This is a genomic window from Crocosphaera sp. Alani8, from assembly GCF_038442745.1.
Classification (GTDB): domain Bacteria; phylum Cyanobacteriota; class Cyanobacteriia; order Cyanobacteriales; family Microcystaceae; genus Crocosphaera.
In genome coordinates this window covers 1-19,274 of the sequence record NZ_JARVCN010000283.1, presented here as the reverse complement: position 1 = coordinate 19,274, position 19,274 = coordinate 1, and the positions used below count along the sequence as shown (strand labels likewise).

At 37.1% G+C, this 19,274-nt stretch carries 22 protein-coding genes; 18 read left to right on the top strand and 4 right to left on the bottom strand.

The features are described from left to right. The first annotated feature begins 155 nt into the window (after nucleotides 1–155). The gene (gene rplI / locus P9B04_RS15745; RefSeq protein WP_342055937.1) at nucleotides 156–614 is read left to right on the top strand and encodes a 50S ribosomal protein L9; all 459 of its coding nucleotides are present in this window, start codon (nucleotides 156–158) and stop codon (nucleotides 612–614) included. A gap of 260 nt (nucleotides 615–874) precedes the next feature. Here the strand turns inward: rplI and P9B04_RS15740 are convergent, their stop codons facing one another. Then, nucleotides 875–1,288, bottom strand: coding sequence for an acyl-CoA thioesterase (locus P9B04_RS15740; protein WP_342055936.1), 414 nt, complete (start codon nucleotides 1,286–1,288; stop codon nucleotides 875–877). Nucleotides 1,289–1,403: 115 nt separating this feature from the next. Beyond that, on the bottom strand, nucleotides 1,404–2,171 hold the full coding sequence (locus tag P9B04_RS15735; RefSeq protein ID WP_342055935.1) for a hypothetical protein: 768 nt from the start codon (nucleotides 2,169–2,171) through the stop codon (nucleotides 1,404–1,406). A gap of 266 nt (nucleotides 2,172–2,437) precedes the next feature. On the opposite strand from P9B04_RS15735, the gene coxB reads away from it, so the two are divergent. From coxB to P9B04_RS15700, 7 genes are all read left to right on the top strand, one after another. Continuing rightward, nucleotides 2,438–3,385 carry a cytochrome c oxidase subunit II gene (gene coxB / locus P9B04_RS15730; protein ID WP_342055934.1) on the top strand — a complete coding sequence of 316 codons (948 nt, stop codon included), beginning with the start codon at nucleotides 2,438–2,440 and terminating at the stop codon, nucleotides 3,383–3,385. A 183-nt stretch (nucleotides 3,386–3,568) separates the two neighbouring features. Further along, on the top strand, nucleotides 3,569–5,236 hold the full coding sequence (gene ctaD, locus P9B04_RS15725; RefSeq protein ID WP_342055933.1) for a cytochrome c oxidase subunit I: 1,668 nt from the start codon (nucleotides 3,569–3,571) through the stop codon (nucleotides 5,234–5,236). An 87-nt stretch (nucleotides 5,237–5,323) separates the two neighbouring features. Then, nucleotides 5,324–5,941 carry a cytochrome c oxidase subunit 3 gene (locus P9B04_RS15720; protein WP_342055932.1) on the top strand — a complete coding sequence of 206 codons (618 nt, stop codon included), beginning with the start codon at nucleotides 5,324–5,326 and terminating at the stop codon, nucleotides 5,939–5,941. Between the two features lie 463 nt (nucleotides 5,942–6,404). Then, nucleotides 6,405–6,830 (top strand): reverse transcriptase domain-containing protein, encoded by a 426-nt coding sequence (locus tag P9B04_RS15715; protein ID WP_342055931.1) that lies wholly within the window; start codon nucleotides 6,405–6,407, stop codon nucleotides 6,828–6,830. Nucleotides 6,831–6,847: 17 nt separating this feature from the next. After that, entirely contained in the window at nucleotides 6,848–7,450 is a 603-nt protein-coding gene (locus P9B04_RS15710) for a hypothetical protein (protein WP_342055930.1), read from the top strand. Nucleotides 7,451–7,736: 286 nt separating this feature from the next. Continuing rightward, a complete protein-coding gene (locus tag P9B04_RS15705; RefSeq protein WP_342055929.1) occupies nucleotides 7,737–7,982 on the top strand; it encodes a UPF0175 family protein in 246 nt (81 codons plus the stop codon). After that, nucleotides 7,979–8,464, top strand: a complete 486-nt coding sequence (locus P9B04_RS15700) for a DUF3368 domain-containing protein (protein ID WP_342055928.1) — start codon at nucleotides 7,979–7,981, stop codon at nucleotides 8,462–8,464. The genes P9B04_RS15705 and P9B04_RS15700 overlap by 4 nt, the downstream gene beginning before the upstream one ends. A 98-nt stretch (nucleotides 8,465–8,562) precedes the next feature. Here P9B04_RS15700 and infC read toward each other — a convergent pair whose 3' ends face one another. Beyond that, complete coding sequence (gene infC / locus P9B04_RS15695) at nucleotides 8,563–9,111, bottom strand: translation initiation factor IF-3 (protein ID WP_342055927.1); 549 nt, start codon at nucleotides 9,109–9,111, stop codon at nucleotides 8,563–8,565. 573 nt (nucleotides 9,112–9,684) lie between these two features. On the opposite strand from infC, the gene argS reads away from it, so the two are divergent. Next, nucleotides 9,685–11,442: an arginine--tRNA ligase gene (gene argS / locus P9B04_RS15690; protein WP_342055926.1), complete on the top strand. Its 1,758-nt coding sequence runs from the start codon at nucleotides 9,685–9,687 to the stop codon at nucleotides 11,440–11,442. 46 nt (nucleotides 11,443–11,488) lie between these two features. On the opposite strand, the gene hemJ is transcribed toward argS, so the two are convergent. Beyond that, the gene (gene hemJ / locus P9B04_RS15685; RefSeq protein WP_342055925.1) at nucleotides 11,489–12,052 is read right to left on the bottom strand and encodes a protoporphyrinogen oxidase HemJ; all 564 of its coding nucleotides are present in this window, start codon (nucleotides 12,050–12,052) and stop codon (nucleotides 11,489–11,491) included. 303 nt (nucleotides 12,053–12,355) lie between these two features. Here hemJ and P9B04_RS15680 point away from each other — a divergent pair, with 303 nt between their 5' ends. From P9B04_RS15680 to P9B04_RS15640, 9 genes are all read left to right on the top strand, one after another. Next, a complete protein-coding gene (locus P9B04_RS15680) occupies nucleotides 12,356–13,006 on the top strand; it encodes a lysophospholipid acyltransferase family protein (protein ID WP_342055924.1) in 651 nt (216 codons plus the stop codon). 233 nt (nucleotides 13,007–13,239) lie between these two features. Continuing rightward, nucleotides 13,240–13,884 carry a ribonuclease D gene (locus P9B04_RS15675; RefSeq protein WP_342055923.1) on the top strand — a complete coding sequence of 215 codons (645 nt, stop codon included), beginning with the start codon at nucleotides 13,240–13,242 and terminating at the stop codon, nucleotides 13,882–13,884. Between the two features lie 102 nt (nucleotides 13,885–13,986). Beyond that, on the top strand, nucleotides 13,987–14,229 hold the full coding sequence (locus P9B04_RS15670; protein ID WP_342055922.1) for a NifU family protein: 243 nt from the start codon (nucleotides 13,987–13,989) through the stop codon (nucleotides 14,227–14,229). Between the two features lie 117 nt (nucleotides 14,230–14,346). Continuing rightward, the gene (locus tag P9B04_RS15665) at nucleotides 14,347–15,078 is read left to right on the top strand and encodes a 2-phosphosulfolactate phosphatase family protein (protein WP_342055921.1); all 732 of its coding nucleotides are present in this window, start codon (nucleotides 14,347–14,349) and stop codon (nucleotides 15,076–15,078) included. A 49-nt stretch (nucleotides 15,079–15,127) separates the two neighbouring features. Further along, nucleotides 15,128–16,318 carry a glycosyltransferase family 4 protein gene (locus P9B04_RS15660; protein ID WP_342055920.1) on the top strand — a complete coding sequence of 397 codons (1,191 nt, stop codon included), beginning with the start codon at nucleotides 15,128–15,130 and terminating at the stop codon, nucleotides 16,316–16,318. Nucleotides 16,319–16,389: 71 nt separating this feature from the next. After that, entirely contained in the window at nucleotides 16,390–16,839 is a 450-nt protein-coding gene (locus P9B04_RS15655; RefSeq protein ID WP_342055919.1) for a hypothetical protein, read from the top strand. 344 nt (nucleotides 16,840–17,183) lie between these two features. Beyond that, nucleotides 17,184–18,239 carry an ABC transporter substrate-binding protein gene (locus P9B04_RS15650; protein WP_342055918.1) on the top strand — a complete coding sequence of 352 codons (1,056 nt, stop codon included), beginning with the start codon at nucleotides 17,184–17,186 and terminating at the stop codon, nucleotides 18,237–18,239. 20 nt (nucleotides 18,240–18,259) lie between these two features. Beyond that, a complete protein-coding gene (locus P9B04_RS15645) occupies nucleotides 18,260–19,060 on the top strand; it encodes an ABC transporter permease (RefSeq protein WP_342055917.1) in 801 nt (266 codons plus the stop codon). A 38-nt stretch (nucleotides 19,061–19,098) separates the two neighbouring features. Further along, entirely contained in the window at nucleotides 19,099–19,242 is a 144-nt protein-coding gene (locus P9B04_RS15640; protein WP_342055916.1) for a hypothetical protein, read from the top strand. Nucleotides 19,243–19,274: the final 32 nt, after the last annotated feature.

Sequence of the window (19,274 nt, the reverse complement as noted above, 5' to 3'; positions counted from 1 at the left end):
CAATATATCATATCCATTTGTTACTTGGCTAGGATCTTTAAGATTTTATTAAGGTTGAATTATAATTGTGCAAAATTTGCACACTCTAATTTTTTTGTGAATGTTGTTGTATAATTGAGGGTTGCAGTGAAGCATTAAACAAGGAACAAACAATCATGGCAAAAAGAGTTCAAGTCGTACTTAATGAATCCATCAATAAGTTGGGAAAAAACGGGGATCTAGTGGAAGTGGCTCCAGGATATGCTAGAAATTATCTACTTCCTAAAAAATTAGTCACCCTTGCTACTCCTGGCATTCTTAAACAGGTAGAACAACGGAAAGAGAAGGAGAAACAAAGACTCCTAGCAGAAAGACAGGAGGCAGAAGGACGCAAAACAGCTCTCGAAACCATCAAACGCTTTACTATTCGTAAAGAAGTTGGGGAAGGAGAAGCTATTTTTGGAACTGTTACTACTTCAGAAGTCGCTGAGGCTATTCAAACAGCTACTAGTCAAGAGGTTGATCGCCGAGGTATCACTGTTCCAGATATTAACAAAACTGGCTTCTACGAAGCAACGGTTAAACTACATCCTGAAGTTACGGCAACTATTGAGATTCAAGTCGCTCCTCTTTAATAATGGGAGTGTTTGTCTTAAGGTAGGTTTTGACCTGCCTTAATGCCTGAATTTTTCCCACATACGTAAGAATAACATAGCCACTGCGTATTATCGTAGACGATAAACTAACAAAGTTGAGAGCAAGGGGTAGTCTTTAATATCAAGGCTTGGTAATTTGTTTATTTAATACAATTTATAATATTTTACCCCTTATCTCAACTGTATTTTACTGTGTAATTTCTGAATTATTAGTCTAAACCTGAATTATTTAACTATACTTAACATTGAGCTTGGTTTGATTGCAACCACTGAATTATAGATGATGGTAAAGGACTTCGTTTACGAACTTTTGGGGTAATGGAAACGTGTCTAGTTATTGCCTGAGCTATTAATTTATCTGAATTATTTTCAAAAAAAATTTGATATTTTATTTCAAACTCTGTTGCACTTAATTGAGTTGTCATCAGATTAATTTGTATGCGATCGCCACAAAACAAAGGTTGATAGAAATCTATGTTAGCGTGAACAATGGGAATAGCAACATCCGAATTTGTAAAAAATGTTTTTAATTCGATTTCTGCTACTTGTAAAGCATTTTCGTAAGCTTCGTGACAAATGGATAATAAGGTGGAAAAATAAACAACGCCGGCTGCATCAGTATCAGAAAAGCGGATAGTTCTACGATAAGGCATTAATTGATTTTCACAAAAATATAGCAATTTACGACTTGATCAGGTACAAAAAGTTATCACTTTGGGGAACAGAAAACAGTGGACGAGGAAGAGATAATCTTTCTAACCACTACAGCTATTCAGATATATTTTGCTCACTCGGCATATTTTCCATCATACTTTGAATTAAATTGTATTGGGTAAAATCTTTATTGCCTTGCCAATGTTCCCAAGCTTCAATATGTTTCATTCGTAAAGCCATTTCTAAAATTGATAACCCTTCGTCATGAATACTGACAGCTATTTCTTCAGTTTCTGGTAGGGGATGCTTAGATTTTTCTTCCATGTGAGCTGAGATTGCTTTATTTTGTTCCTCTTCCGTTTCGTGTTGAGCAATAATATCTTGAATTTCCTCTTCTAAGTCTTCTGGGGTATAAACAACAACATCATCTTGATCGAAAAATTCTGCAAAAGAATTAGGAGGTTGAGGGGTTTCATCGGGGGAACAACCAAATAATTTATTAACAATTCCTAGTCTAACAGGTTCGGCAGCGCGCCAATTTATTCTAGTATTAAAAAATTTTACTGCTTCTATTACCCGTTGAAACGATCGCACTTCCAGAATCATTAAATTGTCGCTCATAAAGCGAAAATAACCTAAAGGAATGGGGCGATTTTCTTTGGGAATTTTATTATAAGACTGTTGAAAACGAATTTTTTGAGCTTCTTCTTTGTAAAACCAATACCAGTGATCGCTCTTTTCATAATACTCCGTACATTTTAATTTATTAAACACCCCCAAAACCGTCTTTTTATTGGTGACGTAATAATAAAGTCTAGCTGGTTGATAAGGTTCTCCAGTGATGTTAGTAATTAAATTTGATTGTACAGATGTTGTTGTCATATCAGAACAGAAAGAGAATGTTTTAGATAAGGAGTCACTATATCAAGCGTCTCTATATCCTAAGTTAACAACTTGTTTCAAAACTAATCTTAAAAAAATCTAAAATTGTCATTTATAAATCTTTTTTCTCAATTAGCGTCAATTTTCATGGAGTTTAATTCTAAAAAAAAACAAAAGATCCTTAAATCTGTGATAAAAAAGCCCATCATTTCTAAAAGTTTGTCTTACCGTTGTTAAGTAGGTAATCGTCTAAACCATCAACCACTGTGAAGATTCCAAGTAACATTATCACCTTACTCGTTGGTATCGTCATTACACTAGTCAGTCTTTGGTACGGTCAAAATCATGGCCTGTTGCCAGTGGCTGCCTCTGAGGATGCCAAACAGGTAGACAACATATTCAACCTGATGATGACTATTGCAACGGGACTTTTTCTCTTGATAGAAGGGGTCTTGGTCTATAGTGTCATTCGATTTCGTCGTCGTAAAGGGGATACTAGCGACGGACCACCTATCGAGGGAAATGTTCCTCTAGAAATTCTCTGGACGGCTATTCCCACTGTTATTGTCTTCATACTCGCGCTGTACACCTTTGAAGCGTATAACAATATGGGGGGACTAGATCCTGTAATTTCTAAAGATATGGCTCCCCAACAAGTAGCTATGGGTGGTCAACAGCGTCAAATAGCTTTGGGAATTGGTAAATCTGCAACAGAAGAGAATCCTGCTATCGTGGTAGATGTCAAAGCTATTCAATACGCGTGGATTTTCACCTACCCCGAAACGGGTATCGTTTCTGGTGAGCTTCATGCTCCTATCGATCGTCCTGTGCAACTGAACATCAATGCAGGGGATGTACTCCATGCCTTTTGGGTTCCCCAACTGCGCTTAAAACAAGATGCTATACCGGGCCGAGACGTATTTTTATCCTTTACCGCTAACCGCGAAGGAGATTATCCTATCATTTGCGCCGAACTCTGTGGCGCGTATCATGGAGGCATGAAATCCGTACTCCATGTGGATAGTGCTGAAGCCTACGCTCAATGGGAGCAAGCTAATAAACCCGTACAAGAAGCCAATATGGGAGAAACTGCCGTTGTTACTCCCCAAGAAATGAGCGATGGTGAATATCTTAGCCCTTATGCCGAAGAAATGGGCATGAATGACAATATGGTTGCCGAACTGGTTAACCACAATTCCCATCACGATTTTTAACCCTTAGAGAAGTCCTTTCTTAGACTGAGTCTCCCTATCTAGCTTTAACCTCAACATTAAAGAGTTTGGGTTCCCTAGCTTTGTCAACCTTCTCCCATTGGACTTCTCCTTTAGACCCCTGACTCAAGGTCTTATCTGTACCTAAATTTTGCCAAGTCTATCGTAATCATTGATAAACCTTCTATGACAATCACCGTCGAATCAACCCACATGGAACATCAAGAAAGGAAGTGGACGGACTACTTCACTTTTTGTACCGATCATAAGGTGATCGGTATTCAATATTTAGTCACGTCCTTCGCGTTCTATTTTATCGGTGGGGCATTTGCTGAGGTTATTCGTACAGAACTCGCTACCGCCGATCCTGACTTTGTTACCCCGGCCATGTATAACCAATTCATGACCATACATGGCACTATTATGATCTTTTTATGGATCGTACCTGCTGGGGCTGCCTTTGCCAATTATTTGATCCCGTTGATGATCGGGGCTGATGATATGGCATTTCCTAACCTTAATGCCGTAGCTTTCTGGTTAACTCCTCCTGGGGGTATCCTCTTGCTGCTGAGTTTCTTTGTGGATGGGGGTGCAGCACAAGCTGGTTGGACTTCTTACCCACCTCTCAGTTTAATTAGTGGGGTATGGGGTCAAGAAATTTGGATTTTAAGTGTGTTATTGGTGGGAACTTCCTCTATTTTGGGAGCGATTAATTTTGTCACCACCATCTTTAAGATGCGAATTAAAGATATGGATTTGCACAGTATGCCTCTATTTTGTTGGTCTATGCTGGCAACCTCCGCTTTAATCTTATTATCCACCCCCGTACTAGCTGCTGCCTTAGTTCTCTTATCTTTCGATTTGATCGCCGGTACCAGTTTCTTTAACCCCACAGGTGGGGGAGATCCCATCGTTTACCAGCATATGTTCTGGTTTTACTCCCACCCTGCTGTGTACATCATGATTTTGCCCTTCTTTGGGGTAATTTCCGATGTCTTACCGGTTCATGCTCGTAAGCCAATCTTTGGTTATCGTGCCATCGCCTATTCTAGTTTAGCCATCAGTTTTCTCGGTTTAATTGTATGGGCGCACCATATGTTTACCAGTGGTACTCCTGGATGGTTGCGTATCTTTTTCATGGCTGCCACCATGCTCATTGCAGTTCCCACAGGAATTAAAATCTTTAGCTGGTGTGCCACTATTTGGGGCGGGAAACTGAACCTCAACACCGCTATGTGTTTTGGTATTGGTTTCATTGCTACCTTTTTGGTGGGAGGTTTAACAGGGGTTATGTTATCTTCTGTTACCTTTGATATCCATGTTCACGATACCTACTTTGTAGTGGGACATTTCCATTATGTTCTCTTTGGTGGGGCTGCTATGGGACTGTTTGCAGGGTTCTATCATTGGTTCCCCAAAATGACGGGGAAAATGATCAACGAACCTCTAGGAAGGGCCCACTTTATCCTACTTTTCATCGGCTTAAATATCACCTTTTTACCTATGCACGAATTAGGGTTATTAGGGATGAACCGTCGTATTGCTTTATATGACATTCAGTTTGAACCTTTGAACCAAATTTGTACTTTGGGTGCATATATTTTAGCCTTGTCTAGTCTTCCCTTTGTGATTAACATTTTCCTCACTTTGATTAAAGGAGAAAAAGCAAGTCGTAACCCTTGGCGCGCTTTCACCTTAGAGTGGCAAACCTCCTCTCCTCCTGCGATCGAAAACTTCGATGAAGAACCCATTTTATGGGCAGGTCCCTATGACTACGGTACCGACTCCGAAGGTGTGGATGATGAGGAAACCATCGAAGATATGTTAGCCGAAGTTGGGTCTAATTCTAAGTAGTTTTTTCCTCTTCTGGGCTTAATAAAATTAAGCCCTCACTGCTCTTTTTTTTACCTTCATTAAATCATTTCAACGTTTCAATTTCTTATGCAAGGATCAGCGATTCAACAACCTCAAGGAACAGTTCCTGAACACAGTGGCCATCACGGTGGACACGGAGGACATCCCGATCATCGACTCTTTGGAATTGCTCTGTTTTTAGTAGCAGAAAGTTCTATTTTCCTGGGCTTATTTGCAGCCTTTTTAATCTATAGAACCATTTTACCTGTTTGGCCACCAGAAGGCACTCCAGAACTAGAATTATTATTACCTGGAGTCAATACTATTATCCTGGTTACCAGTAGTTTTGTCATGCACAAAGGACAAGCTGCTATCAAGAAAAATGATGTTTCTGGTTTGCAACTGTGGTTCGGTATTACTGCAGTTATGGGTATTATTTTTCTCATTGGCCAAATGTATGAATACTTCCATCTAGAGATGGGGTTAACTACTAACTTATTTGCCAGTTGTTTCTACGCTTTAACCGGTTTTCATGGTCTTCATGTGACCTTTGGACTGTTATTAACTTTAGCTGTTTTATGGCGTTCTCGTAAACCGGGACACTACACCAGCGAGTCCTTTTTTGGTGTGGAAGCAGCCGAACTTTACTGGCACTTTGTTGACGTGGTTTGGATTCTACTTTTTATCTTGGTTTATTTACTGTAAACCTTGTTTCACAGACTTGTGAATTCCCCCAACTTTAGAAGTTGGGGCTTTTTTATAACTTAAACAAATACTTGATCTTCTTATGGATATGATTGTCGAAACTGTCTAAAGCTTTTTCATATGGTTTATTATCGCAAATATGTATAAATCTTAAAAGCTTGCTCAATGTTTTGGAGTGAAAAAATTCTCTATATAAGATGTATTACACTGGTGTTAATCTACCCTAAAATATTGGCTATTGCACTGAGAAAAAATTTGTAATTTCTGAACTGATGATCTATACTCAAAAAAGTTAGATACTTGTAGCTTATTGATTCCCTCTGTCGATACTGCGGAGGTTATGTTTCAAGGGGTAGCATATACACTCTAAAACCTGTCTTAGCTTGACTTAGAGCACCTCTCGGGTTGTGATAAGTTAGAATACACTGCAAAGTATCTAGCTATTTTGTTTCTACTAATAAATATGGGGACAACTTCTTTAGATTTACCGCAAGAAGAATTAAAAAGACACTTTGAGCAGTTAAAAACACGCCAGGATGTTGCTAGATTACTCCAGGTTAGTGACTATCAACTGCGCTATCATTTGTATATATACCCTATTGATAAAGCATACACTACCTTCAAAATTCCAAAAAAGTCAGGTGGACACAGATTAATTACTACCCCTAAAACATCTTTAAAAATTCTTCAACATAAACTTAATCAAGTTTTAAGTAGCGTATATAAAGTAAAACCATCAGTACATGGTTTTGCCCTTCAAAAAAGTATTGTTACTAATGCCAATATACATATCAAACAACGATACATTCTAAATCTTGATCTTGAAGATTTCTTTTCCTCTATTAATTTTGGAAGAGTTCGAGGACTTTTTCTTTTATTCAACATTTAAAAGCGGCTTGGCAATGGTTGAAAAATGAAAATAAATTTTATGATTTTGAAATAGAATATAAGGAAGATTTAGAGCCTAATAAGCAAGGTAGTAGTCAACTTCTTGAAGTATGTAAACAGTTTTGTAAACAGAAGCAAATTACTCCCATGATTGCTATTTTTGATCGAGATGAGCCTAACATAATGAAAAAGATTCATGATGATTCTCAAGGGTTTAAAAATTGGGGCAATGGCGTTTATTCTTTTGCTTTACCTATCCCTAACCATCGTCAAGATGTTAAGGAGATTTGTATAGAACATTATTATCAAGATTCAGAAATTAAGCGCACAGACAAGAGAAATAGAAGACTTTTTCTAAGTGACGAGTTTCACTCAAACAGTGGTAAACATTTAAATAATCCTCAATTAAATACTACTGAAATAAATAAATTAAAGTCTAATCAACTCAAAATCATAGATGATAAGGTTTTTGATTCTGAAAATAATAATGTGGCATTGTCAAAAAATGACTTTGCTACCTATATATACAATAAAGAAGAAGGTTTTAATGATTTTGGTTTTAGAGCATTTCAAGAAGTTTTTGAAATAGTTAACAAAATTTTGATTTATCACTATAAATAAGTGTGTTATACTAAAGTTTTTTCTTTGATAATTTTAATAATAAGTTAATAAAATTTATTCGACAATTGTTACCATTAATCAGAAGAATTAGGGGATGATATTATTGTTCTTCTTAACCCAAAGACGGAAGAAATTGAAAATGTAGAAATTTTATTTTTCTCTCGACGTATGCAACAAAATAAAGAATAAACTCTTCCATTTATCGCCGATTTTCGTTTAGCTAATATTCTTTAACCAATCATGAATATGGAATATAATATAATGTAGATAATTTAGAGGTAAAATTATGAGTCTACTTATTTCTGATGAAATTCTTAATTCTGTTGGTTTATCAGACCAAGAATTATTAGTTGAGATTGCTATTATGTTGTTTCAAAAAGAAAGAGTTAGTTTAGGGAAAGCGAGTAAAATAGCTAAAATGAATTATGTGGAATTTCAAGAACTATTAGCTACACAAAATATTCCAATACATTATAATATTGAGGAATTTGATCAAGATGTTAAAACCCTAAAGGAGACAGGTTGGTTATGATTATTGTTAGTAATACTTCTCCTTTAAGTAGTTTGGCAAAGATTGATCGACTCAATCTATTAGAAGAAATTTATCATAACATTATTATTCCTCAAGCTGTGTATGATGAATTAATTGACATCAAAGCAGGAAAAAAGATAAATAATACTATTAAAAATGCAAATTGGATACAGATTAGAGCAATAACAAATAAACAATTAGTTAGTAAATTAGAACATAATTTAGATAGAGGAGAAGCAGAAGCTATTACTCTATCAGTAGAATTAAAAGCTAATCTGTTATTAATTGATGAAAGGTTGGGGAGAAGAGAAGCTAATCAACTAGGATTAACAGTAACAGGGGTTTTAGGAGTGCTTTTAATTGCTAAGAAAAGAGGATTAATTAATCAAGTTAAAGTGGTAATGGATGAATTAATCTTACAAACAACATTTAGAGTTAGTAGTAAACTTTATGATCATATTCTCAAAGAAGTTAACGAATAGGATAATTATTATGTTAGAGCAAAAAATTAAGCCTATTCATTTAAAAATAATAAGGATCAACGTTAGTTAATCCCTACAATAAATTCTATCTTTACTAATTAACTTGGTTCAAGAATAACAGATAGTTGATTACCGTTATAGTTGCTATTTCCATCTTGGTTAGCAACATCAGATAATCTCTCTACGATGCTGTCTAATTTTTCCCTACCTAGTCTTATAAATGCACGTTCCCGTCCCCTAAATCTCATAGAGAATTTAACCTTTGAACCATTTTCAAGGAACTTTCTCGCTTGTCTGAGTTTTGTGTTTAAGTCCCCTGTATCTGTGCAATATCTTAACTTAACTTCCTTGAGAGTGGTTTCAGTGCGATTTTTCTTAGCTGAAGATTCTTTTTTCTGTAACTCGTACTTAAACTTACCGTAATCAATAATTTTGCACACTGGGGGTGATGCGTTGGGTGCAACTTCTACCAAATCTAGTCCAGCGTTTTCAGCTAAGTATATAGCAGCAGACAAGAGTTGAATACCTAGTTGTTCTCCATGTTGGTTAACAACTCTAACCTCTTCGGCGCGAATGTTCTGGTTAACTCGATACTTACTGTTTGTGTTTGCGGTAACGGGCTGATTTCTTCTTCTGGGTCGTCCCAAACTATGTAATTCCTCTTAAACTTAACTACGTTTTTTTACTACAATTATTTGTATCATATCATGTACTATCAGTTATTGCAACCTTGTTTAACAATGTGACAATTATTAAACTGTCCGTTACATATTGCATTCTGAAAACCAAAGGTATATCTTAGTAGTGTATCGAAGATAAATCGGTACTTCGTGGTGTGAGTGAGTTAGTAGAAAAGCATCTGGGGTCGAAACACGGCAAGACTCCCAGGTGCTTTTCTCATTGCAATCTATCTGCCTGAACAAAAATAAAGGTTACATTAGGCAGTATGCAGGGTTAGGGTTACAGCTATATTCACATAAGTTGATAGAGTTGGCTTTATTAAAGATTACAAAAATAAAAGATAAACCAATAATAAGTTAAGGTAAATAATACGACACTTGAACAACTTTTTATGAATTTTTTTGATTACTCCTGACAAGTAATATATAAAGGTTTGACTAAATCTTTGTGATAATTTTATAATCTCTGCCCCATCTATTATGATAAGCTAGGTGAACTAAAAAAATAACTTAAAGTTTTCTCAGCTGTTTATAAGTATTATGAGTTCTATCAATGAGCAACTAACCCAGAAGTTTCAAGAAGCTCTAGAAAAGTATTTTGGAGAAGATTTCAAAGGGGTTGATCCTCAAGTCACAACTGCCAGGGATCTCAGACATGGCGATTATCAGGCGAATATTGCCCTTCCTTTAGCCAAGAAATTAGGAAAAAATCCTAGAGAAATTGCTCAAATTATTGTTAGTAATTTATCCTTGGAAAATATTTGTACAACTCCTAGCATTGGTGGACCTGGGTTTATCAATCTAAAATTAAAACCAAGTTATTTAGAAAAAGAATTAAACTTTTTAAAGGACGATCAGCGTTTAGGCATTGACAAAGTTTCTAAGTCTCATCGAGTTATTGTTGACTTTTCTAGTCCTAATATTGCCAAAGAAATGCACGTAGGACATTTGCGTTCGACTATTATTGGTGATTGTATTGCCCGAACTTTAGAATTCTTAGGTTATGATGTTTTAAGACTGAATCATGTGGGAGATTGGGGAACACAGTTTGGAATGTTAATTACTTACTTAAAAGAAGTTTATCCTTCTGCTTTAATTAAGCCTGATGCTTTAGAAATAGGTGATTTAGTAACTTTTTATAAACAAGCAAAAAAAAGATTTGACGAAGATACACAGTTCCAAGAAGTTGCTAGAGAAGCAGTGGTAAAATTACAATCAGGGGATCAAGAAAGTCGCCAAGCTTGGCAGTTGCTTTGTGATCAATCCCGTCGAGAATTTCAAAAAATTTATGATGAATTAGATGTTGAACTGACAGAAAGAGGGGAATCTTTTTATAATCCTTATCTAGAAAATGTTATTATAGCCTTGGATACAGAAGGAGTTCTTGAAAAAGATCAAGGAGCGCAATGCGTTTTCTTGGAAGGTTTTACTAATAAGTCGGGTGATCCTTTACCTTTAATTGTTCAGAAATCTGACGGCGGTTATAACTACGCAACTACAGATTTAGCAGCTTTGAGATACCGTATTCAAGAAGATAATGCTAAACGGATTATTTATGTAACCGACGCAGGACAATCTAATCATTTCGCTCAGGTTTTTCAAGTAGCTAAAAAAGGAAAATTATTACCGGATACAGTAGAAGTGACTCACGTTCCTTTTGGTTTAGTTAAAGGAGAAGATGGGAAAAAATTAAAAACTCGTTCGGGGGAAACTATTAAACTAAAAGACTTATTAAACGAAGCTGTAAATCATGCTCGCAAAGATTTAGAAAATCGCTTACAATCGGAAGAGAGACAAGAATCAGAAAGTTTTATCGATAATGTAGCTGAAGTAGTGGGAATTAGTGCGGTTAAATATGCTGATTTAAGTCAAAACCGTGTTAGCGATTATATATTTAGTTACGATAAAATGTTGGCTTTACAAGGTAATACAGCCCCTTATATGTTATATGCTTATGCTAGGATACAAAGTATTAGCAGAGAAGGAAATATTGACTACGAAAATCTAGGCAGTAATGGACAAATAATGCTTAAAGAAGACACCGAGATTGAGTTAGGAAAATATTTATTGCAACTGAGTGAAGCTATTAAAGAAGTGGAAAATACTCTACTACCTAACCGTCTTTGCGATTATCTATACGAACTTAGTAAAAAATTCAATCGTTTTTATGAGAATTGTCCTGTACTAAAGTCAGAAGAGTCCATAAAAATATCTCGTTTACTCTTGTGTAATTTAACAGCAAGAACCTTAAAACTGGGATTGTCTTTACTGGGTATATCGGTCTTAGAAAGGATGTAAAATATTAGTAAGGGCTTATTTGTATTACACCCTTACTGAATTCTATTTAATCGGTGGATGAACTTAACTTTTCCTGAGCAAGCCGTCTTTTTTTAGCGTATAATTGGATAGATGCTGCCATAGCAATAACTAAAGCAAAAATTAGCCAAGTGGTTAAATCTAAGGGTAAGTTATTCTTAAAAATAGCCAACAAAACAATCACAACTAACAAAACTGTTGGAGCCTCATTTAATGCCCTAAATTGTTGTCCTGTCCATTGACATTCCCCTTGCTCTAACTGTCTCATGATTTTTCCACAGTAAAAATGATAGGCTAATAACAGCACAACAAAGGCTAATTTAATATGCAACCATCCCGATTTTAATACATCAGGTTCAGTGGAAATTAAACCAATGGCCATAGTTACAGCAACTGCCATACCAGGGGTAGTGATGATATTATAAAGACGCTTCTCCATAATTTCATACTGTGTTTTAAGAATACTTCTTTCTGGTTCTTCTTTTTCTGATGCTTCAGCATGATAAACAAACAGTCGAACTAAATAAAATAATCCTGCAAACCAAACAACAACGCCAATCAAATGAAAAGATTTAAACCAATAATACGCCATAATAATCTAACGATTTCTCCTTTAACAATCTCTGGAAACGAGTTTATCGAGTTTAGGTTAATGTTCAAAAAATCTTAAATAAAAATTAAGAATTCTTATTTTTTAAGATACCATTTTTTCAACCCTGAAATCTGAAGTGCTTTTATTGAACTGTTTTTTGGGGACAAATAGTACAATATCAAGACATTTACCTATCAACGGAAAATTTTCCTGCCGTAATAATTTTTGTAAATAATTATTATTGTTGCTTTATTCTGGGGCAGTCCATGCTGTAAAAGTATAATTGACTATACCTTGATTGTAATGGAAAATAGCGAATTCAGAGAAAGAGAACCTCTCTCAAGTTTAATCCTATATTATCTTTTTAAAAGCCCTATTCTCGTTCCCATGTATCACATTTACTTTCGGGGACGAGTTTATGGTCTAGAAAACGTGCCGAAAAAGCATCCTTTGGTGGTAGTATGTAATCACGCAAGCTATTTCGATCCCCCATTCCTATCCTCCTGTCTAGGTCGTCCCGTGGCTTTCATGGCGAAAGAAGAGCTATTTAGCGTACCTATTCTAAAAGAAGGAATTCGTCTATATGGAGCTTATCCTGTCAAACGAGGAGCCAGCGATCGCAGTGCTATCCGTTCAGCCTTAGCAGCCGTCAAAGATGGGTGGTTAGTGGGCATTTTCATGCAAGGAACCCGTACTGCTGATGGTGTCATAGATGATCCCAAACTAGGGGCGGCTATGATAGCAGCTAAAGCACAAGTTCCCTTGTTACCAGTGTCCTTATGGGGAACAGAAAAAATCTTAAAAAAAGGCTCACCTATTCCTCGTTCCGTCCCCTTAACCATGCGCGTTGGAGAGATTATTCAACCTCCTGAGTCCAATAAACGTCAAGCTCTAGAAGACGTAACCCAAAAATGTACAACCGTAATTAATCAACTTCATGCGTTAGGACGTTAAATATATAGCATTTCTCATACTTGTGAGGTACAGAGGTGATCTCTTTGAGGCAGGGGGCAGGGGGCAGGGGGCAGGAGTTAAGTGTACTTCATGGGTTAGGACGTTAAATATAGTTATGTGTTTGTTTTAAGTGACTAAAACAGAGCAATTTCTATAATTAAGAAATTGTTTTTTTTTAGAATAAAATAAGCAGGATCGGGTAGATTGATAGCTAACAATCATACCCAGTCACCATGAGCGGTTCTTCAGAAAGCAGTAATAATTTTCAAGTTTGCGATCGCGATCTTCCTCCAGAAATTCTCAAACTTTATTCTCAGTCCGATGCTATTGCCATTGATACAGAAACTATGGGATTAATTCCCCAAAGAGATAGACTTTGTTTAGTGCAACTATGCGATTCCACTGGTTATGTAACAGCAATTCGTATTGAAAGAGGACAAAAAGAAGCTCCCAATTTAAAACAACTATTAGAAAATAAAAATATTGTCAAAATTTTTCACTATGCTCGGTTTGATGTGGGTCAATTTAAGTATAATTTTGCCATCGAAACTACACCAATTTTTTGCACTAAAATAGCTAGTAAACTCGGAAGAACTTACACCGGATCTCATGGTTTAAAATCCTTAGTACAAGAATTAGAAGGAGTAGAACTTGATAAAAGTTCTCAAAGTTCTGACTGGGGCAATAGTCAAAAGTTATCCGAGGCACAACTGAGTTATGCCGCCAACGACGTTAGATATTTAATCCCCCTCAGAGAACAATTAATAACTATGTTGCAAAGGGAAGAAAGATGGGAAATTGCCCAAAAATGTATGAAAGTTATTCCCGTATTCGTGGAGTTAGACTTAATGCATTATAAGGATATTTTTGAACATTGAAGGATGTAGAATTTACCATTGATAATTGATAATGGATAATTAGAAAACTTCAAGGTACGATAAAGATAGCGTCATTGATATCAATCCGAAGAGAGGTAAATTATGTCAGAAGCATTAGCTTTAACCCCCGATAATGTAGAAACCGTCCTAGACGAAATGCGTCCTTATTTGATGGCAGACGGTGGTAACGTTGAATTGGTAGATATAGAAGGTCCCATTGTCAAACTACGCTTACAGGGAGCTTGTGGGTCTTGTCCTAGCTCAACCATGACCCTAAAAATGGGTATTGAAAGACGCTTAAGAGAGATGATCCCAGAAATCGCCGAAGTAGAACAAGCGTTTTAAGCTCTGGCTACCCTCGTCAGTCAAAACGAGGGTTTTTGATAAATAATTTGGCCAGGAGTCCGTTACCCAGATAATATAGAAGTCGTCCCCCATAATTAACTTGCCCCGAGGACAAACGTGAAGCTATTTGTCTATCATACTCCCGAACTAACCCCAACAGACCATCTACCCGACTGTGCCGTAGTTATAGATGTTTTACGAGCTACCACCACCATCGCCACCGTGCTAGAAGCAAGCGCAGAAGCAGTGCAAACTTTTAGCGATATTCAACAGTTAATGACAGTTAGTGAGCAATGGCTACCAGAAAAACGCATTCGGGCAGGGGAAAGAGGCGGAACAAAAGTGGAAGGGTTTGATCTCGGCAATTCCCCTTTGGATTGTAATCCAGAAACCGTAGGCGGTAAACGTTTCTTTTTAACAACCACCAACGGAACCCGCGCTCTACAACGGGTGCAAAAAGCCCCCACCGTGATTACTGCAGCCATGATTAACCGACAAGCTGCTGTTAACTACATTGTAGAAAATCAACCAGAAACCGTGTGGTTAGTGGGATCGGGATGGGAAGGAGGTTATTCCCTAGAAGATACCGTTTGTGCAGGAGCGATCGCCCACGCTTTAATCAGCAATGATCCTCAAAGTGTAGAGGTGAGTAACGATGAAGTCATAGCGGCTAGCGCATTGTATACCCAATGGCACGATAATCTGTTAGAAATGTTTCACCGTTCCAGTCATGGTCAAAGATTGCTACGGTTAAACGGTCACGAAGATTTACAGTATTGCGCTAAAAGTGACATTGTAGATGTATTGCCGATACAAAAAGAACCAGGAGTTTTAGTGAAATTCTCCTAAATATCCTAAGCTATTTCAGCTTTCGTGTCTCGCTGAGGAGCGCGCATTTATGAAAGTTTTGGTGTTGAGTTGGGAATTCCCTCCCCGTATTGTGGGAGGTATTGCCCGTCATGTTGCAGAACTATATCCAGAAATCGTTAAATTAGGCCACGAAATCCATTTAATTACGGTGGAATCCGGGCAAAGTCCCCCTTATGAATTAGTCGACGGAGTTCATGTTTATCGTGTCGCGGTATCAGAAGCCAACGACTTTTTTCAATGGATTGTGCAGATGAATAACAGCATGGGTCATCATGGAGGACAATTAATCCAAAATAAGGGGCCTTTTGATTTGATTCATGCCCACGACTGGTTAGTTGGCGATGCTGCCATCGCCCTCAAACATCTGTTTAAGATTCCTCTCATTGCTACTATTCACGCGACGGAATACGGTCGTTACAATGGAATTCATAACGATACCCAACGCTATATTGCCAACAAAGAGAGGGTTCTGATCTATAATTCTTGGCGCGTGATCGTTTGTAGCGATTATATGCGCGATGAACTGAGAAGGGCTTTTGAAACTCCCACGGATAAAATGGATGTTATCTATAATGGGATTCGGGCTGAGAAAAAACGCAAAGATCCTGATTTTGATTATTTGGCTTTTCGTCGTCAATTTGCCCTAGATCACGAAAAAATTATCTATTATGTGGGGAGAATGACCCGTGAAAAGGGTATTTCTATCCTCTTACAAGCAGCAGCCAAGGTGCTATGGGAGTTAGAAGGAAATGTTAAAGTAGTGATTATTGGTGGTGGAAATAGTGAGCATTTACAAACCGAAGCCCATGAGTTAAAAATTGCTGATCGTTGTTGTTTTACAGGGTTTATGTCCGATGAAGACTTAGATCGCTTTCAAACCATCGCCGACTGCGCTGTATTTCCCAGTTTGTACGAACCTTTTGGCATTGTCGCCCTAGAAAGTTTTGCCGCCCGTGTTCCTGTGGTAGTATCCAGTACAGGGGGTTTACCAGAAGTAGTTCATGATCAACAAACCGGTATCGTTGCCGAGGTGAATAACCCCGATTCTCTGGCTTCGGGAATTCTCAAAATATTAAGGAATCCTGACTATGGCCAGCAGTTGGTAGAAAAAGCATACAAAGAGTTAGCCTTGCGTTTTGGTTGGCCAGGGTTGGCTAAACAAACTGGTGACGTTTATCAGGTAGTGTGTCAAGAGCGATCGCAAATTCATTGGGAATAGTTGACAATGAACAGTTAACAGTTATCGGTAAAAAGATAGAATAGTAATGATGAGCAGATTGGGTATGGTCAATGAAGTGGATCGTCTATTTTGCCTTAACCATTGTTGTTTATATTATTATAGTTGCGAAATTAAAAGTAAAAATCCAAAGAGAAAAAGTTAAAGAAGCTTATATCTTTTGGAATACTTTGGTTTTTTTTCTCGTCTTTGAATTTGTTTTTATTGAGTCTCTTTTTAGTAATTATTTATTGCATATTTTCGGTTTATTCTTATCATTTATTTATTCTATTTCTGTTTATATTTACTTGAAATCTCTTAGAAAAGATGTTGAAACTATTTTTTATCAACTATTAGAACAAAGTCAAGGGCAAATTAGTATATTGACATTTATGCAAGCTACAGAACTTCCCTCCCATGAAGCTCAAGACTATTTAAACCAAAAATTAAGAGAATTGAGAGGTAACCGTCGTAGCACCCGTGGTAATGTTTATTATGAATTTAGTGGTTGGCAAAATTATTAAACTAGTAAACAGAAAAAATAGTAAGACCAATTTCAAAAAGTCTCGCGACACATTCCCGTAGGGATCAACGGCCTTTGACCCCTACAACATAAATATCTGTAGTCTAAGTTAATGAAAATGGTATAAAAAACGTTCAAAAATCACATCTTAATTGCTACAAATAGGTTATCTTTCTAACTTATGTATTTTAATTAAAACTAACCTAAAACTTAAGATGTACTAGATTCGAATGGAGTTTTGTTATGATCAGAACAACAAGCATTTGTGCAACAGAGGCAATCAAATTATGCTATGGTGATACCTGAGACAAAAAAATATAACTAACCGCAAGCACTAAGAGAATTATGAAAAAGGGCATTGCTTTAATATCAACATTGTTTGTCCTCGTTTTAGGGATTTCTAGCTGCGGAAGACAAAATGGGACACCAAACAATAATTCTTCTATCAAAGAAGTTAGATTTGGTAGTTTTTCAGTAGCTGTGGATTATGGACCTTATCTAATAGCTAAAAATCAGGGGTGGTTCGAGGAAGTTCTTGAACCAAAAGGAATCGAAGCTAAGTATGAATTATTTCAGTCTTTACCACCTATTAATGAGTCTCTGGCAACCGATAGAATTGATGTTGTGTTTCAAGCTGCGCCTCCTGCCATTGTCGGTAAAGCTGCCGGAATAGGTGTAGAAATTGTTGGTATTTCTTCTACATTGGTTCAGGAAATTTTAGTTTCTAGTAATTCTACTATTAACAGTGCAAAAGATTTAAAGGGACAAAAAATAGCAGTTTTGGCAGGAAGCAGCTCTCATTACGGACTGTTAAGAATATTAGATAATGCTGGAGTGAAAGCATCTGATGTCGAAGTAATTGATCTCACCCCTCCTGATGCAAAAAATGCTTTCCAAACAGGTCAAGTAACAGCATGGGCTGTTTGGCCACCATTTGTGGAGCAAGAGGAAATCGCAGGAACAGGAAGGGTACTTCCTCAAGGAGATGCCTACATTAACAGCATTATGGCAGTACGAAGCAAGTTTGCGCAGGAAAATCCTCAACTTGCTCAGGAATTAGTTGACGTTCTTGAAAGATCAAAGCAATGGATGATAGATAATCCTGATCAGGCTCAACAAATTGTAGCCCAAGAACTCAGTCTTTCTTTAGAGGTAATTCAACGAGCTTGGCCAAGACACGATTGGACTGCTCAACTTACCCCCGAAGTGGTTCAAGACATTCAAGCAAAAGCCGATTTTCTTCTTAACACTGACTTTATCCAAAATCAAGTTAATGCATCTGAGTTAGTCAATACCTCTTTCTCACAGTCAAATCAACAATCTCAGATCATTTTTACAGATCCCATTAGCTTACTACCGCAACTGCCAATATTTCCTACACTAATCCCTAATGCTCAGTAGCACTGATTACGGAGATTTTAATGAAACAAACTATGACTAGGGGAAATGGTCAAATTAGTTGGTTACTGAAAGTCCTACAACTAATAATTTTTCCTTGCATTCTCCTACTAGCTTGGGAATTTTCGGTACGTTGGGGATGGTTGCCGGAGACCTTAATCGCTTATCCTAGTCAGGTTGTGGTGAAATTTTTTGTCATGCTCACAGATGGGCGGTTATTAGAACATTCATTAATCAGTCTAAAGAGATTATTTTTAGGCTTTTCCTTGGGGACTACTTTAGGAATTATCATGGGAACATTAGTGGGTTACTCAAGATTTAGTGCTAGACTGTTCGAGCCTTCTATTTTAGGATTAATTCCTGTCCCTCCTATCGCTTGGATTCCCTTGTTGGTAATTGTCTTTGGCATTGGAGAAGCCTCTAAAATAGCCCTAATTTCTATTGGTAGCTTCTGCACCCTATTTTTACAAGCTTCCTATGGAATTCGTAGTGCTGATAAAGAATTAGTTGAAGTGGCTTATGTTCTCGAAAAAAGCGATTGGAGTTTGTTATTGAAAATACTACTGCCATCGGCATTACCGAGTATACTGTCCAGTATGCGAGTGGCAATGGCTTTATCCTGGACATTATTGATGGCCAGTGAGATTATTGCCTCTTCTAAAGGTTTAGGTTGGTTAATGTGGGACTCTCGGAATTTCTCCAGACCAGACGATATGATTGTTGGTATGGTTGCTGTGGGAATACTCGGAAAAATCACAGATTCGATGTTAGTGGCGTTAGAAAAGTATTTGACTCGATGGAGACAAACCTATCGAAATGCTTAAAAAAAATCAAATGTTCAGCTTTATGTTAAACACAGAGAATGTCTAAGAAGCTCGAAATTGATATTGAAGGCAAGGATTTCGGCGTTGGCAAAAAACGTTTTTCTGTCCTCGGCAAGATTCAGTTGGAGGCAGAAGCTGGTGAATTTGTTTCAGTCTTAGGACCTAGCCTGCATTATTCATGAGAGAATTAAGAACAAGCATGAAAGCCTTATGC